The sequence below is a fragment of the Acinetobacter sp. Res13-Abat-PEC15-P4-01 genome, assembly GCF_015676285.1.
Classification (GTDB): domain Bacteria; phylum Pseudomonadota; class Gammaproteobacteria; order Pseudomonadales; family Moraxellaceae; genus Acinetobacter; species Acinetobacter nematophilus.
This window is the reverse complement of sequence record NZ_JADAIN010000037.1, coordinates 25,634-41,983: the sequence shown is the minus strand read 5'-3', so window position 1 is coordinate 41,983 and position 16,350 is coordinate 25,634. Positions and strand designations below refer to the sequence as shown.

The 16,350-nt window shown below is 39.4% G+C and carries 14 protein-coding genes; 7 read left to right on the top strand and 7 right to left on the bottom strand.

Annotated features, from left to right (window positions below; translation table 11 throughout):
- Positions 1-39: 39 nt before the first annotated feature.
- The 4 genes from IMO47_RS12985 to IMO47_RS12970 all read left to right on the top strand — a co-directional run bounded on the left by IMO47_RS12985 (position 40) and on the right by IMO47_RS12970 (position 3,578).
- Positions 40-882 carry a hypothetical protein gene (locus tag IMO47_RS12985; protein ID WP_196076570.1) on the top strand — a complete coding sequence of 281 codons (843 nt, stop codon included), beginning with the start codon at positions 40-42 and terminating at the stop codon, positions 880-882.
- A 2-nt stretch (positions 883-884) separates the two neighbouring features.
- Positions 885-1,445, top strand: coding sequence for a hypothetical protein (locus IMO47_RS12980; RefSeq protein WP_196076571.1), 561 nt, complete (start codon positions 885-887; stop codon positions 1,443-1,445).
- Positions 1,446-1,987: 542 nt separating this feature from the next.
- Complete coding sequence (locus IMO47_RS12975; RefSeq protein WP_196077487.1) at positions 1,988-2,170, top strand: hypothetical protein; 183 nt, start codon at positions 1,988-1,990, stop codon at positions 2,168-2,170.
- Complete coding sequence (locus IMO47_RS12970; protein ID WP_196077488.1) at positions 2,160-3,578, top strand: amidase; 1,419 nt, start codon at positions 2,160-2,162, stop codon at positions 3,576-3,578. Before IMO47_RS12975 ends, IMO47_RS12970 begins: the two co-directional genes overlap by 11 nt.
- A 316-nt stretch (positions 3,579-3,894) precedes the next feature.
- Here the strand turns inward: IMO47_RS12970 and IMO47_RS12965 are convergent, their stop codons facing one another.
- The 4 genes from IMO47_RS12965 to IMO47_RS12950 all read right to left on the bottom strand — a co-directional run bounded on the left by IMO47_RS12965 (position 3,895) and on the right by IMO47_RS12950 (position 6,929).
- Positions 3,895-4,419: a tetratricopeptide repeat protein gene (locus IMO47_RS12965; RefSeq protein ID WP_196077489.1), complete on the bottom strand. Its 525-nt coding sequence runs from the start codon at positions 4,417-4,419 to the stop codon at positions 3,895-3,897.
- Between the two features lie 89 nt (positions 4,420-4,508).
- Positions 4,509-4,847 (bottom strand): DUF3325 domain-containing protein, encoded by a 339-nt coding sequence (locus IMO47_RS12960; protein WP_196077490.1) that lies wholly within the window; start codon positions 4,845-4,847, stop codon positions 4,509-4,511.
- Positions 4,844-6,574 (bottom strand): PepSY-associated TM helix domain-containing protein, encoded by a 1,731-nt coding sequence (locus tag IMO47_RS12955; RefSeq protein WP_196077491.1) that lies wholly within the window; start codon positions 6,572-6,574, stop codon positions 4,844-4,846. The genes IMO47_RS12960 and IMO47_RS12955 overlap by 4 nt, the downstream gene beginning before the upstream one ends.
- 1 nt (position 6,575) lies before the next feature.
- Positions 6,576-6,929 carry a hypothetical protein gene (locus IMO47_RS12950; protein ID WP_196077492.1) on the bottom strand — a complete coding sequence of 118 codons (354 nt, stop codon included), beginning with the start codon at positions 6,927-6,929 and terminating at the stop codon, positions 6,576-6,578.
- A 293-nt stretch (positions 6,930-7,222) separates the two neighbouring features.
- On the opposite strand from IMO47_RS12950, the gene IMO47_RS12945 reads away from it, so the two are divergent.
- A complete protein-coding gene (locus tag IMO47_RS12945) occupies positions 7,223-7,477 on the top strand; it encodes a hypothetical protein (protein WP_196077493.1) in 255 nt (84 codons plus the stop codon).
- A gap of 55 nt (positions 7,478-7,532) precedes the next feature.
- Here the strand turns inward: IMO47_RS12945 and IMO47_RS12940 are convergent, their stop codons facing one another.
- Together IMO47_RS12940 and IMO47_RS12935 are read right to left on the bottom strand one after the other, a co-directional pair.
- Entirely contained in the window at positions 7,533-7,922 is a 390-nt protein-coding gene (locus IMO47_RS12940; RefSeq protein ID WP_196077494.1) for a carboxymuconolactone decarboxylase family protein, read from the bottom strand.
- A 151-nt stretch (positions 7,923-8,073) separates the two neighbouring features.
- Positions 8,074-10,530 carry an acyl-CoA dehydrogenase gene (locus tag IMO47_RS12935; RefSeq protein ID WP_196077495.1) on the bottom strand — a complete coding sequence of 819 codons (2,457 nt, stop codon included), beginning with the start codon at positions 10,528-10,530 and terminating at the stop codon, positions 8,074-8,076.
- Positions 10,531-11,109: 579 nt separating this feature from the next.
- On the opposite strand from IMO47_RS12935, the gene IMO47_RS12930 reads away from it, so the two are divergent.
- A complete protein-coding gene (locus IMO47_RS12930) occupies positions 11,110-13,341 on the top strand; it encodes an NADP-dependent isocitrate dehydrogenase (protein ID WP_196077496.1) in 2,232 nt (743 codons plus the stop codon).
- A gap of 187 nt (positions 13,342-13,528) precedes the next feature.
- On the opposite strand, the gene IMO47_RS12925 is transcribed toward IMO47_RS12930, so the two are convergent.
- A complete protein-coding gene (locus IMO47_RS12925) occupies positions 13,529-14,317 on the bottom strand; it encodes an rRNA large subunit pseudouridine synthase E (RefSeq protein ID WP_196077497.1) in 789 nt (262 codons plus the stop codon).
- A 581-nt stretch (positions 14,318-14,898) separates the two neighbouring features.
- On the opposite strand from IMO47_RS12925, the gene icd reads away from it, so the two are divergent.
- Positions 14,899-16,155: an NADP-dependent isocitrate dehydrogenase gene (gene icd / locus IMO47_RS12920; protein ID WP_196074386.1), complete on the top strand. Its 1,257-nt coding sequence runs from the start codon at positions 14,899-14,901 to the stop codon at positions 16,153-16,155.
- Positions 16,156-16,350: the final 195 nt, after the last annotated feature.

Here is a 16,350-nt window from a genome sequence, read left to right as displayed (position 1 = left end):
GCATCAATAAAGCGATCAAGATCATAATCAAGGCAAATAATGCATTCACATCAAATCAAACAATATTTAGGCGCTCTATTTGTAGCTGTATTTGTGATTTTTGGCATATTTTTCTATTTTATTGCGGATGAGAATATTCACATTTTTCTCTATGTATTTTTCCTCTATATTATTTTCTATGTATTTCTAGGACGACAATATTCATTTTCCCAACATGGTTATCTGCATGGTTTGGTATTGATCTGTGGTTATTTGATTTTGCAGTGTATTTATACCGCTTCGCCACGTATACAATTTGAAGAATTTAAGCTCTGGCATCCGACATGGGAAAAAGCACAACATGTCAAGCTCATTGATCATTCAGCTGAACGGTATCGAATCGGGCGCAGTACCAGTTTTGCCTATATGAATGTGATCTATGAGTATGATTATCGACACCAGATCTATACGGTTGAACAACCGGATATTGCTCGACAGTATTATCTGTGGTTCACGGATCAATCTGATACTTTGATGCAATATTCGCAGCAGAAGTTTGAAATGTCAGTGCAAAATCATGAATTTGAAGTTTGGATCAATCCGGCACAACCCCATGATGCTTTTTTATTTTATTCTCAGCATTGGTTTGATTTACGAGGATCTTGGCTCGCTAAAATAATTTTTATTGTTCAATATATTTTTGTTTTTGCAGTGACTATTGCAGGTTCGATGTATGCAGTAGGACAATTAAAAAGGCATCTGTCTGGTTTTAGTCAAGCGCTCAATCGTCGACCCGCTTGGCTGAGATATCTGTTAATCAGTGTGATATTTACTGTAGGTGTGATGACTTTGCTTTTTCTTTGGATTGGTTTTATGGTTTTAAAAAGTCAGTATTGGGACTGAAAATGATAGATATCGTTAAAATCATTGATTTACATACCTTTGCACTTAAGCAATCAATTGAACAAGCCTCAATTGAACAACGCAAGAGTCTGGTCAAAGCGATTTTCAGTTTTTATGAGAAATTACCTCTATTTTATTTTTATATTGAAAAAAACTATAAAATTACGATCAATAAATCCCAGTTGTTTGACGATATCGATCACGAGCTTTTGATTGACTATCAACAGAAGATTCAGCGCAGCAATGCGGTCATAGATGAATATACTGATGATTATGAAACACTTGATGAAATAGAGGTGATTTGCTTAGATGCTTTTGCAATGATGGTTGCAAAACAATCTAAATCTCAAGCATTGGTGGCATTGTTCAGTGCAGTGATTGAAGTGTTGGACTACTATCAAAACTTTTCAGATCAGCCAGAATATTGGAATGCCATACTGGAAAAAGAAGTTCTGTTCCAAGAACAGATCATCCATGATATTTCGAGCCATATTATTTTTGATAGCGCGATTTACACGAGTCAATATCAAAACATTGAATTTAAGTGTTTAGATGAAATTTAATACTGCGATAAAGAGAAATAAAATTAATAATTAAAGCCAGTAGATATAAGGAGAGGATGAGCGAAATCAGATGTTTTTTTCAGATGATTATGAATATCTAACATACTGAATATTCGGATCGCTAATCTAAATAGAGTTTTAAGCTACACGTATATTTTTTTTAAATTTTAAGAATATATTTTTAATAATTATACCTTTGTGATTTTTAGGCAGTTAATTTTTGTCATAAAAAATTAACAGGAGTTAATGCAGGTTTAAATTTAAGCGTATTGCTTGTAAGTGAAACTGTATTGTTTATAAGAGATTATTTTTATTATTGTTTTTATGCTGTTAAGTGATGCATTTCTTAAAAATGGTTTTCTGTGTCAATTCAACCTAGGTCTAATATTATAATTTTTATATCCAATTAAATTGGAGCTGATTGCCTGTTAAATAATCTTTATGGATGTAATTAAAGAATTATTATTTTGTTGAAACCCAAGTTTTCTGGTAATCGGATAGTTAATCTGAAAATATAATTTTCAAAAAGGACGGTGATAATAATGGATATTAGTGCAACAAAAATATTGGAACAACTTGATATACCGGTTAATCCAAAAACTCAAGCAGAATTAGAACAAAGATGGAAAGGAATCAAAGCGCTAAAAAAAACGGTACGGACCCAAATTAAAAACGACGATGATATCTGCATCATCAATACAGCAGGAGGCGATCATGTTAAATAAAGAGGTATTGAGCCTTTCTGTTATTGAATTGGCTAAAGGTATTGAAGATCGTCGTATCAGTTCAGTAGATTTAACGCAACTCGTATTACAGCATGCTCAAGATTACAATACGGAAATCAATGCATATATTTCTTTTCGTGCAGATAAAGCTTTGGCAGAGGCTGCTCAAGCAGACGCAGAAATTGCACAAGGAAAATATAAGGGTATATTCCATGGTATCCCAATGGGTATCAAGGACAATATTTATATTGGTGGTGAAGTGACTACCATGGCTTCTAAAATTCATGCCCAATTTATTTCTAATGATGATGCAACTGTGATTTCCAAACTCAAGGACGCTGGTGCAATCATTATCGGTAAGTTAAATATGCACGAGTATGCATGGGGCATTACAAATAACAGTCCACACTTTGGTGCATGCCGAAATCCATGGAATCTTGATAAGATTCCTGGAGGATCAAGTGGTGGTTCTGGTGCAGCGGTTGCTTCTGGAATGTCTACCATTACATTGGGAACAGATACGGCAGGTTCAATTCGTATCCCATCTTCAGCATGTGGTTTAGTTGGATTAAAGCCCACTCATGGTTTAGTCGCAAAATATGGTTGTTTTCCATTAGCATGGACCTTAGACCATATTGGACCAATGGCAAAAACTGTCGCTGACGCTGCGGCTATGTTAAAAGTAATAGCAGGATTTGATGAACGTGATCCGACCTCTAAACGTGTTGAAATTCCAGATTATCTTGCCTTGCTCAATAGTGATGTCAAAGGCAAAGTAATTGGTATCAATGAAGACTATTTCTTTCATCAAGTTGATGCGCCGATTGAAAAATTAGTTCGTGAACAAATTGCTCAGCTTGAGCAACGTGGTGCGATCATTAAGCAGGTTGCAATCCCGGCACTGCAAAATGCTGAATATGTAGAGTTGGTGACGAGCCTGTCCGAAGCTTCTACAATTCACCATGATGATTTACAGCAGCGCCCAAATGATTTTGGCGATGACATTCGTCTATTATTTGAATTGGGTGAGTTGCCAACGGCAGTTGAATATTTACAAGCCCAACAATTGAGAAGGGAGCTAAAACAACAATTTGCTCAAGTCTTCAAAGAAGTTGATGTTTTGATTGCACCGACATTACCTATTTTACCACCGGATATAGACAGTTCAGTTGCAAAACTTAATGGTGAAAATGTTGATTTATTGAATCATATTATTCGCTTTACCGGTCCGAGTAATTTAACAGGTTTACCCGCTTTAAGCATTCCCTGCGGCTTGGTTGATGGACAACCGGTTGGATTACAAATCATAGGTCCAGCTTTTCAGGAACAAAAAGTATTCAATATAGCCTTGGCTATTGAAGAGCAGATGAAATTTAATTATCAACAGCCTGTTTTGGACCGTATTTAAACTTTTCAAGGCGAAATGCCAAGACGAGATGATAGAAGTATGAATCAAGGTTTGTATTTCTATTATTGAAAACGAAAAATGAGTGCATTAAGTTAAATTGTGTTCACTGAGGCAAAATCAATTCAGATTTGTAAATCAATGATCGAACAATACAAGAGTGAACTGGTTTCATTTTTTGAAAAGGGATGAAATCCAAAATCAGTCCGAAATATTTGAAAAATGCTTTATGCCTCAACGTGATTAGATGTTTTTGTGTATTTGAGTACCCAGAGAATTTCAGCATCAAGTCCATTCAGTTTAGACTTGATGCACTGTTTTATTTTTCAGTATCTTCAGCAAGCTTGGCTTTTTCTGCCCAAAAGTCTGCTTTTTCATCATCAATTTCAACACCTAAACCGTGTTCATAGACACAGACTAAATCACGCATGGCTTGAATTTCGCCTAATTTCGCTGCTTGCTCTAGCAGTTCAACAGATTTAAGCAGGTCTTTTTCAACCACATCACCACGACGATAAAAATTCGATAATTCTAACAGTGCAGCAGGGTGTTGATGCTTGACTGCTTGTTCTAACCAGCGATGTGCGTGTTCGAAGTAGGTTTTGGACTCCTCAGGATCTTCTTCCAAAATCTCTTTTGCATAATAAGCATAGCCTTCACCCAACCAGTACATGGCTTCGACATGACCTAATTGTGCTGCTTTCAGTGCCCATTCTTCAGCGAGTTGATTGTTATCTTCATCCTCACTTTGCATATAAATTTCAGCAAGTTCAAATTGTGCAGCAGGATTTCCCATCGCAGCACGATTTAACAATTCTGAAGGGATTGAAAGTGGGTTAGACATAAAAATACCAGTATAAGCACAAAAAGGTTTAAACAAAAAAGCCAATCTAAGGATTGGCTTGATAGTATAACTGATTTTGATTAAACAATTTAGACGAGGAGGGCGATGCCTGCAATACAACTTACAATAAAGCAGATGATTGCCGCAGTTTTTATTTGAGCGCTGCAATAGCTCAATAGCGATCCTACAAATAATGCTGAAAAGGTGAGTATGCCTACCCATAGGCTCAGCATACTACTTGGCTTTCCTGACATTAAACAGATAATTAAGGAAATGGACAATAAGCCCCAACCTGACAGTGTCGCAAACAGCGTAGGATTTTCTGCCAATTCATGACCATATATTTGTTTTTGATGCTTTGACATGGAGCTGGCGAGTCCAATCATCGCCAAACTGGAGATAGACCAGATCAACAAGAAGAAAATCATACCGTGAGCTCCTTGGTTGCTGCTGCATTTTTAGCTTTTTTGACAGGAAGCCCTTTGTGTTTTTTCACTTTATAAAATGAAAAGAAAAACAAAATTGCGATCGCCCATGTCATGAAATCAAAAGAGGCAATCATCCATTGACCATTGGCAATACTGTTCCACAGTGCTTGACCGCCTGTCATAAAATTGATGAACGGTAACAGGGCATAGGCAACAGTTGCCAACATTAAAAGTTCTAGCCAAGCCTGACGGTGTGGTCGGATGACTGCATAAATTAAGCTTGCGAGCCATGCCATAAAGAATGCGCGAATTTCCCAGTTCAGGCGTGTTTCTACTTCAAATGGGATGAAACGATTGGCATAGAAATAAGCAGCACAAGCAATCGGTAATCCAATTACAGCAGCAATATTCATCACTTCCACAAAGCGATAGCCAAAAGATTTATAACCTTGTTTTTGCTGTTGCGGTGCCCGTTTTACACACCACAAGATCAAGCCCGTAGCAACCATTAAAGTGCCAAGAACACCTGAAAAGAACAATAACCAACGGAAAGTTAAATCTAGTCCGCGTGCTTCATGTAAGACAGTTACAACATTGTATATGCCCATGGGAACAGAGGTATTTCTGGCTTGTAGATCATCAGAGATATCTTTACCCGTAACGCCATCAAACTTTAAAACAGGATATACACCACGCTGTATCACGCTTTTTGCATAGACTGCACGAAGTTCAATGCTTGCATTGGAAGTATTGGGTGCAATGATTTGAATAGATGCTATTGGATTATCTTTCCACTGTGTTTGTGCTTTTGCAATCATCGGAGCTAAATCAGTGAGTGGGGCAGGATGCCCAGTTTCCGGTTGATGTTGAGCATCTCTTTCGCCACGTGAACCTTGTGCATTTCCTCCAGTTGGTTGAACTTGCCCATTTTGAGCTTTGTTTGCGACGTCAATACGATTTTCTACACCTCGGTTGCGTGCATTATTCTGTTGAACACCGCCACGCATTTCCTGAAAAAATTCTTGTCGATCGTCATAGACTTGGTTGATTCCCCAAGGCATGAACATAAACATCAGAAGTAACAGACCACTCAATGTGATCATGATATGAAAAGGAAGTGCAAAAACAGCTGTGGCATTATGTGCATCCAACCAAGATCGTTGCCCTTTACCCGAACGGAAGGTAAAGAAATCTTTAAAGATTTTTTTATGTGTAATGATACCGCTGATGATTGCAACAAACATCAGCATTGTGGCTAAACCCACCAACCAACGCGCCCAGATACGATCAATACCATAGAGTTCGAAGTGGAAGCGATAGATAAAACCACCACCGCGTGTGTCTCGTGCTTCAATCACCTGCCCTGTAGCGCTGTCAATGGTGATACGTTGACCGCCTCGACGCGCTTGGAGGTCTTCACCTTGTTTACGGATGTTTAATTCAGTGGTGGTTTGTCTAGAGTTTGGCAGTTGAATGGTCCAACTGCCTGCATCAGGATAATTGTGCTGTAAATAATTTAAGGCAACTTGGGTCTGTTGTAACTGCGATGGATTAGGAACAGATTGGTGAGTCTCGGGTTTCATCCATACAGAGATTTCTGACTGGAAAAAGCTCAATGTTCCTGTTAAAAAAATCGCATAGAGCAACCAACCAAGAATCAAACTTGCCCATGTATGTAGCCATGACATGGATTGGCGTGGACCTTCAACCTTTGCATCGACACGCATGTTAGTTCCCCATCATTTTAAAAATGACCAATAAAATGATGCATGGAACAACGATCCCTAAGCTCGCTTTCAAGGTTTTGTTGACCATAAATACCCAAATAAATGCAGCGCAATGAATACAGAAAGCAAGTAGTGTTGCCGCCATAGCCGCAGAAGCTCGGTAATCTGCAAAATACTTTCCGATTACCATGGCGGAAAGGGATGCGAGTAAATAGCCTCCTAAAATCGCCAAAGCAAAACGATAAAAAATCATGACACGATAATTGAAAAGGGAGGGTGTGGATTTAGCTCGTGCAGAGACAGTCGGAGTTGAAACTGACGCACTAATCGCATCGAGTTCAGTCTGGCTATTCATAGGCAATCAAATTGTTAAAGGTTAAAAATGAGGTAAATAATAACAATTATCATTTACTTTTTAAACATAAAAGTTAAATTTCATTCAAATAAGGCATTGGATTTATTTTGAGTTTTATGAACTGGCGGTATGGAAACCAGTCGGATGGTATGAGAAGACATGTAAACTTGTGAATCTGGCAAGCTTCGCCTTTGTTTGATTTTAGAGAAACCTGATCTAACACAAACCAAACAGCGTATTTTTGGTTTTATTTATATCTTGTATCAATCCCAATAAAAAATATGGAAATAAAAATGTTCATTCATGCAGATGATGCAAAAAAGTTGGCATCGCATTCAAATCTAAATATCGAATTGTACAAGATTCGTCTTGCCCAAATGATTGAAGAGAATGCCAGACAGGGCAATACCGCAGTATTTACAGTTTTACCTAAGCACTTAGCCTTAGAAGATATTCGAGCACTCTCTTCGGAATTGACGCAATTGGGCTATCACATTCGTTTTGAAGTCGATGAATTTTTTTATACTTTCAATGTGTTTTGGAACTGATGATTCAATCGCAGATAGGACTTGAATATCTGCGATTGAACAAAAGGGCGTGCAGTCAAGAATGCTGACTTTGATATTCACTGATGACTTCAAGCGCAGCCCGGAAAGCTTCTTGTGTAGTCGGTGCACCACAATAGGGTAAGCTATGTAAAAGTACTTCCTGTATTTCTTCGATGCTGGCGCCATTGTTTAAAGCGCCACGAATATGCCCTTTGAGTTCAGTTGGGCTTTTTTGCGCAACTAAAAATGCAATGGTGACCAAAGAACGATATTTACGCGGCAATACACCTTCACGTTGCCAGGTTGAACCCCATGCATGCTCATTAATCCATTCCTGCAATGGTTCAGTAAATGGCACTGTATTGTCTTGAGCACGTTTGACAAAACTTTCCCCCATGACTTCTTTGCGTACTTTTAAGCCATTCTCATAATCTTGTTTAGACATCATTGTTTCCCTGAACTGTTCTATTTTTAACACTGTACTGACAATAGTTTAATGAGCCTATTGGTAAAGGTCTAACAAAAAGCAGTGAAAAATGATTCACTGCTTTTTAGGAAAGTTTATAGCATTGAAAATGGTAAACTCTCAAATACTTCTATGCTTGACGAAGATGTGGATTGTCTAATTCCAGTACTTGCTCCAGTTTTTCATCAAAAATATCAGTGAGCATACTGTCGTAGCGCAATGCATTGTACTGTGCTAATTTTTCTGCAAGATCTTGCTGAATTGCCCCACGTCTAACGGCATCTGCCAAACGTTCCTCAAATGTAAGACCTTGATATTCACCTTTAGATTCAGCTTTTTTAAAGCGATTCCAATCATTTTCTACTGTCGCCAGTAAATTAAAGGTGGCTTCCATACGACCGAAAGCATCCTCTGGATCGACTGAATAATAGACCTGGGTTTTTAAATAATCACGGAATGGATTATTCTGCATGATCAGTTCAGCTGCTTCAGTTTTTTGACGGTCACTTGGCTTTTTGATCGGTCTACCGAATGGAAAGCATACAAACTTTACCAGACCCGAGGCGACTGGGATCGGGAAATTATCAAATAAGCCGAAAAATGCTTCTTGAGCCTGATAAAGCGTTTCATCTAAAGCCAGTTTGGCATGCAATTGTTCCGCTTCAGTCCGTTGACCATGCTCATAAAATTTAAGAATCGCCGTTGCGATAAACATATTTGCATGAATATCGGCTAATCGTCCTGAAAGCATTTCTTTACGTTTAATGTCTCCAGCTAGAAGCCCTAAGCACATATCCGCGGTCAGTGCAAAGTCTGCACTCAAGCGATTGATGATTTTATAATAAGCTTGAGTAAAGTCATCTGAGGAATCTGGTCGATGATGGCTTGAACCAAACCAACCATAGGTAAAGGCCCGTGCAGCCCGATTCAAGGTATAACCTAAATGCTGGTAGAGCATGGTATTAAAGGTTTCCAGTGCACTGCTTTTATCCTCAGCCTGTAAAAGCTGGAGTTCTTCAAATAAATACGGATGACAGCGCATTGAGCCTTGACCAAAGATCATCAGGGAGCGACTTAAAATATTTGCACCTTCGACCGTAATCGAAATTGGAATGGCTTGGTACATGTTGGCAAGGAAGTTACGCGGACCTTGTTGAATACCTCGACCGCCAGTAATGTCCATACCATGGTTGACCAGTTTGCGCATGGTCTCCGTTGCGTAGTATTTTGCCATTGCTGTCATCACAGCAGGCTTACCGCCTTGATTGAGCCCGCAGGTGACTAAATAACGGAAAGCTTCGAGTTTATAAGTTCCACTGACGATTTCACTACTGACTTCTTGAACGCCTTCAAATTGACCTACAGAAAGTTTGAATTGTTGACGAATTTTTGCAAATGCACCTACAGATAAATAGGTCATTTCACTGGCTGCTGTGGAGAGGGCAGGCAATGAAATCCCACGCCCTACGGCAAGACACTCCATCAACATACGCCAGCCTTTCCCCGCATTTTCAGCGCCGCCAATAATCCAGTCGATGGGTATAAAGACATCTCGTCCTTCAACAGTACCATTCATAAATGGTGAGCCACCCGGATGGTGTCGGGGTCCAACCTTGACCCCTTCATGAGAGGCAGGGATCAGTGCACAGGTGATACCATATTCAGTTTTATCTTTATTTCCCAGCAGACCATCAGGGTCATAAAGTTTAAAAGCCAAACCGACCACAGTGGCCACTGGCGCTAAGGTAATCCAACGCTTGGAGAAATTCATCTTTAAACCCAGCGTCTGTTGTCCTTCAAACTCGCCATAACATACAACACCAGTGTCTGGAATTGCGCCAGCATCAGAACCTGCTTCTGGGCTGGTCAGACCAAAGCATGGAATTTCTTCACCTTTGGCTAAGCCGGGAAGATAACGATTTTTTTGTTCATCAGTTCCATAATTGAGTAATAGTTCGCCAGGACCCAATGAATTCGGCACCATACATGTCACTGCAGCAGTCAATGAGCGAGATGCAATCTTGCTCATGATTCGACTTTGGGCAAATGAAGTAAATTCTCGCCCCCCATATTCTTTAGGAATGATCAGCCCAAAAAAGCCTTTTTCTTTGATGAATTGCCAAGTTTGTTCATTTAAGTCTTTATTCTGATGGATTTCCCACTCATTCAATAATTGACACAGTTGTTCAACTTCATTGTCCAAAAATGACTGTTCTTCATTTGAAAGCGTTGGATAAGGGTAATCATTGAATTTTTCCCAATCAGGTGCCCCCATAAACAATTCTTTTTCCCACCAGCTGGTGCCTGCATCAAGCGCTTCACGTTCTGTGGTACTCATACTTGGCATCGCATTGGCAAGCTTATTGTAGGCAGGCTTTGTCAAGAATTGCATACGTAGAGGATCTATGATTAACACCAGGCTGATAAGAATAAGTGGAAGACCAATAATCAGTGACCACGGACTGATCAATGCCACCAAGATTGAAACCACTATTGTGCTGACAGCCCCCATGTTTCGATTCAGCGCAAAAAAGAAAATAGCCCAAAGTGTGATAATTTGAATAAGTATCGCAATGAGTAACAGCATAAACATATTACCTCTAGAGTTTTAATATTAGTTTTGAGAAATACGAAGACTTGGTGAGATTAGATTTATTCTTTCATTAAAAACACGGTGAAAAAATAAACATATTATTTATTAATAACGATTTTTTAGATCAAAGATTAAGGTAAAAGTATTGTTGTTTTGTGACTATAAGTTAACCAAAATGGAAAGAAGCTGCATGAAAATTAAATTTATTTGGTATTTATTCAGTGAATACTTTAGCTTGAAAATCATGTCAGTGCTGTTCGTCTATTTTTCAAAGCTCGCATTCTTATTGTACACTTACCTTAAATAATCGATCCGTTCTAGCTACAAAATTATGTTTATTTCCAAAATATTGATGATTTTCAGTAAAAATGCTTAATTTTTGTGCGATTATTGGCTTTAATGTACTATTTGTGATGTACCATTTTTTTTCGAAATGTCGTTATCACAGATCTTACGTTGACTCTCATACCATGAAGGCTGATACTCTCAGGGTTAATTTTAAGCAAATCGGTTCGTAGGAGTCGAGTCATAAGCTCGGTTCTCAAAAACACAATCAACAGCAAGGGGCTATATATGGCTGGTGGAAAGTCAACAATCATTTACACACTGACTGACGAGGCGCCACTATTGGCGACTTATTCGCTACTGCCGATCATTGAGACCTTTACTAAGCCAGCTGGCGTAGAGATTGTCAAAACTGATATCTCTGTAGCTGCACGTGTCCTCGCTGAATTCGCGGACTATTTAAGCGATGAACAGAAGGTATCTGACAACCTTGCACAGTTAGGTCGTCTTACTCAAGATCCAGACACTAATATTATCAAACTCCCGAACATCAGTGCTTCTGTTGCCCAGTTAACAGCTTGCATTAAGGAACTTCAGTCTAAGGGTTATGCAATCCCTGATTACCCTGAAAATCCAACAACTGAAGAAGAAAAAGTAATCAAGACTCGTTATAGCAAATGTCTTGGTTCTGCAGTAAACCCAGTACTGCGTGAAGGTAACTCAGACCGTCGTGCGCCTGCTGCAGTTAAAAACTATGCCAAAAAACATCCACACTCTATGGGTGAATGGAAACAGTGGTCACAAACCCATGTGTCTCACATGGATGAAGGTGATTTCTATCACGGTGAAAAGTCAATGACACTTGACCGTGCACGCAATGTGAAAATGGAATTGATTACAACAACTGGTGAAACAATTGTTCTTAAGCCAAAAGTTGCACTTCAAGAAGGTGAAGTGATTGATTCGATGTTCATGAGCAAGAAAGCACTGTGTGATTTCTACGAAAAAGAACTTGAAGATTGTCGTGAAGCGGGCATTTTGTTCTCTTTACACGTCAAAGCAACCATGATGAAAGTTTCACATCCGATCGTATTCGGTCACTGCGTGAAAATTTATTACAAAGATGCTTTTGAAAAACACGGCAAACTGTTTGATGAACTCGGCATCAACGTCAATAACGGTATGGCTGGTTTATACGAAAAAATCGCAACTCTGCCAACTTCATTGCGTGAAGAAATCATTGAAGATCTTCATGCCTGCCAAGAACACCGTCCTGCATTAGCAATGGTTGATTCTGCAAAAGGCATTACTAACTTCCATTCACCAAACGATGTCATTGTTGATGCTTCTATGCCTGCGATGATCCGTGGTGGGGGGAAAATGTGGGGTGCTGATGGCAAACCTTACGACTGTAAAGCTGTAATGCCTGAATCTACATTTGCACGTATTTATCAAGAAATGATTAATTTCTGCAAATGGAATGGTAATTTTGACCCACGTACCATGGGTACTGTGCCAAACGTTGGTTTGATGGCGCAAAAAGCTGAAGAATATGGTTCTCATGACAAAACTTTTGAAGTTTCTGCAGCTGGTGTTGCCAACATCACTGACTTGGAAACAGGTGAAGTATTGATGTCACAAAACGTTGAGGAAGGCGATATCTGGCGTATGTGTCAGGTGAAAGACGCACCGATTCGTGACTGGGTAAAACTTGCTGTAACACGTGCGCGTAACTCGGGTATGCCGGCAATTTTCTGGCTTGACCCATACCGTCCTCATGAAAATGAATTGATCAAGAAAGTACAGAAATACTTGAAAGAGCATGACACGACTGGTCTTGATATTCAAATCATGTCTCAGGTACGTGCGATGCGTTACACACTTGAGCGTGTTGCGCGTGGTCTGGATACAATTTCTGTAACAGGTAACATCTTACGAGACTATCTCACAGACTTGTTCCCAATTATGGAATTGGGTACTTCTGCGAAAATGTTGTCTATCGTTCCGTTAATGGCGGGCGGTGGTATGTATGAAACCGGTGCGGGTGGTTCAGCGCCTAAGCATGTACAACAACTTGTAGAAGAAAACCATTTACGTTGGGATTCTCTAGGCGAGTTCTTGGCATTGGCTGTTTCTTTAGAAGAAATGGGCATTAAAGAAGATAACGCACGTGCAAAATTGCTTGCGAAAACTTTAGACCAAGCAACAGGTAAGTTACTCGACAATGACAAATCACCTTCACGCCGTACAGGTGAGTTGGATAACCGTGGTAGCCATTTCTATCTTGCGAAGTTCTGGGCTGAAGCCTTGACTGAACAGGATGAAGATGCAGAGTTAAAAGCAAAATTTGCACCTCTTGCACAAGCATTAGCGGACAATGAAGAAAAAATCATTGCTGAACTTGCGGCTGTTCAAGGTAAACCTGCTGACATTGGTGGTTATTATGCTGTAGATACTGCTAAAGTAGAAGCAGTCATGCGTCCAAGCGCGACATTGAATGCTGTACTTGAAAAAATCTAAGCCATTTGGTTTATCGCCAATCGCGTGAAAGATGATTGAAAATCGGTGTCTAGGCACCGATTTTTTTATGATCCAGGTGTGTCATTGTGCTGAATCCAATAGGAATCAAGACCTTGTGCAGCTGATGATTTAATAAATATAGTCAATAAAAAAGCCCACCAAAGTGAGCTTTAATCATCATCAAAGTCTAACGCCCATTACGTCCACGACCTCGTGGAGCTTTGGTGTTTGGACGCGTAGTTCCATTGGTCTTGCGACGTGGTTTTTCACTGTCATCCATCTGCCAAATACGTTTGGTTCCTGATTTTTTTGTAGAACCATCTTTGTTTTTGCGTACCATCGGTTTACCGCCTGTACCTCCTGGTTTTTTAACATAAGAGCGTGAACGATAAGGCTCTTCAGCAGGTACATTTTGAAAATCAGGATAAAGCAAAGGTTCGATTTCTTTGGTTTCACCGGGTTCTAAACCCATTTGAACTAAATCAATTGTGCCAATCTTGGTGCGAATTAAACGTAAAGTTGGAAAACCGACAGCTGAAGTCATACGGCGAACTTGACGATTACGACCTTCACAGATCGAGATTTCCACCCATGAAGTTGGAATATTGGCGCGGAAGCGTACAGGAGGATCACGATCCCATAGCCATTCAGGCTGTTCTACTTTAGCAGCTTGAGCGGGCAAGGTCATACCGTCTTTTAACTCAACACCTTTACGTAACTGTTCAAGTGCTTCTTCTGTGATATTACCATCCACTTGAACCAGATAGGTTTTAAACTTTTTATTGCTCGGATTGGTAATATACTGATTCAGACCACCATGATCAGTTAAAAAAACTAAACCTTCTGAGTCCATATCAAGACGACCGGCTATACGTAAGCTTGGATCGTCAACAAAGTCAGATATGGTCATATGTGCTTCGTCTTTACGAAATTGGGAGAGGACGTCATAGGGTTTGTTTAGAATGACAATTTTCACTTTAAGCCACTAATAGATATAAATAAAATTTTGGGGAGTTTAATTTGAGACCCAATAAATACCCATTTGATTAAAAATAGGGGGGTTAGGTTGCAAAAAGCCCAGTTGATTGTGGACTACTATAACAGATTCAGCTTTGTATTCTTCAATTTTATTTGTCATTCAGCAGGAGGAGTAAAAGAGCGCCTGACTTTGATTTTAGATTTTTGAATATTTACAGGGGGCGCTGGTTTTCTTTAAAAAATACTGACTACAGTCATTTATTGGTTTTTTAATGCATCAAGATTCAAATCGGGGGAGCGTTCTATAAACTTTATTGATTTATTTTAAGAATCAAAAAATTATTGATTTTGTAGAACTAAAAGAAAGCTATGATTTTTATAAAAAATACATTCTATAAAAGCATTAAATCATGAAACAATGCGTTTTATTAAGTTGAGAAATGTTGTTATTCCTCGTATAAATCTCAAAAAATGATCGAATTCGATTACACTGATCTTGCTAAAAAAGTGGTCGCAAATATTGCTCATAGCGCAATTTTTTTGGATTTACTCACTATAAGAAAATGGAGATCCTGAACAATGGGTTATCAGAAGATCGTAGTACCTGCGGATGGTAGCAAAATTACTGTAAATGCAGACTTGTCACTCAATGTACCAAACCATCCGATTATTCCTTTCATTGAGGGAGATGGTATTGGTGTCGACATTACACCTGCGATGAAAGCGGTGGTCGATGCCGCAATTCAAAAAGCTTATAGTGGCAAGCGTTCGATCGAATGGATGGAAGTTTATTGTGGTGAAAAAGCGAATAAAATTTATGGCACTTACATGCCTGAAGAGACTTTCGAAGCTTTAAGGGAATTTGTTGTATCAATTAAAGGCCCACTCACAACGCCTGTCGGTGGCGGTATTCGTTCTCTAAATGTGGCTTTACGTCAAGAATTAGATCTATATGTGTGTGTACGACCAGTGCGTTGGTTTAAGGGCGTCCCGTCACCCGTTCAACATCCTGAACAAACAGATATGGTGATTTTCCGAGAAAACTCAGAAGATATCTATGCGGGTATCGAATGGAAAGCAGACTCTCCTGAAGCTAAAAAAGTAATTAAATTTCTGAAGGAAGAAATGGGGGTCACTAAAATCCGTTTTGAGGACAATTGTGGTATCGGAATTAAGCCTGTTTCAAAAGAAGGGACTCAGCGACTAGTCCGTAAGGCGATTCAGTTTGCAATCGATAATGATAAGCCAAGTGTTACTTTAGTGCATAAAGGCAATATTATGAAATACACTGAAGGTGCTTTTAAGGAGTGGGGCTACGAGCTCGCATTGGATCGCTTTGGTGGTGAGCTGATTGATGGTGGTCCTTGGGTTAAAATTAAAAACCCTAAAACAGGCAAAGACATCATTATTAAAGATGTGATTGCTGATGCTTTTTTACAGCAAATTCTAATGCGCCCTGCTGAATATTCGGTGATCGCCACCTTGAATTTAAATGGTGATTACATATCTGATGCACTTGCCGCAGAAGTAGGCGGTATAGGTATTGCGCCGGGTGCAAATATTGGTGGTGCAATTTCTGTATATGAAGCAACACACGGTACAGCGCCCAAATATGCTGGACAAGATAAGGTAAATCCTGGATCCATTATTCTTTCAGCAGAAATGATGCTGCGTGATATGGGCTGGATCGAAGCTGCCGATTTAATTATCAAAGGTGTTTCAGGTGCGATCTCTGCAAAAACAGTTACTTATGATTTTGAGCGTTTAATGCCAGGCGCTACTTTGTTGCGTTGTTCAGAATTCGGACAGGCGATTATTGAAAATATGGATAATTAATCTAAAGACAAGATCATCAGAGGTCTGCCAAGTGCAGACCTTTTATTATTGATTGATGTTCTCTGTTAAAGTGTGACAAACACTTTAACAGAGCTAGGAGCAACCTAAACATTTCTACTTTGATGATTGTTGAATGGATTTAAAGGTTGGACAAGTATTCCGCGATTATTTGAGTGATTTTCAACTTTAGATTGT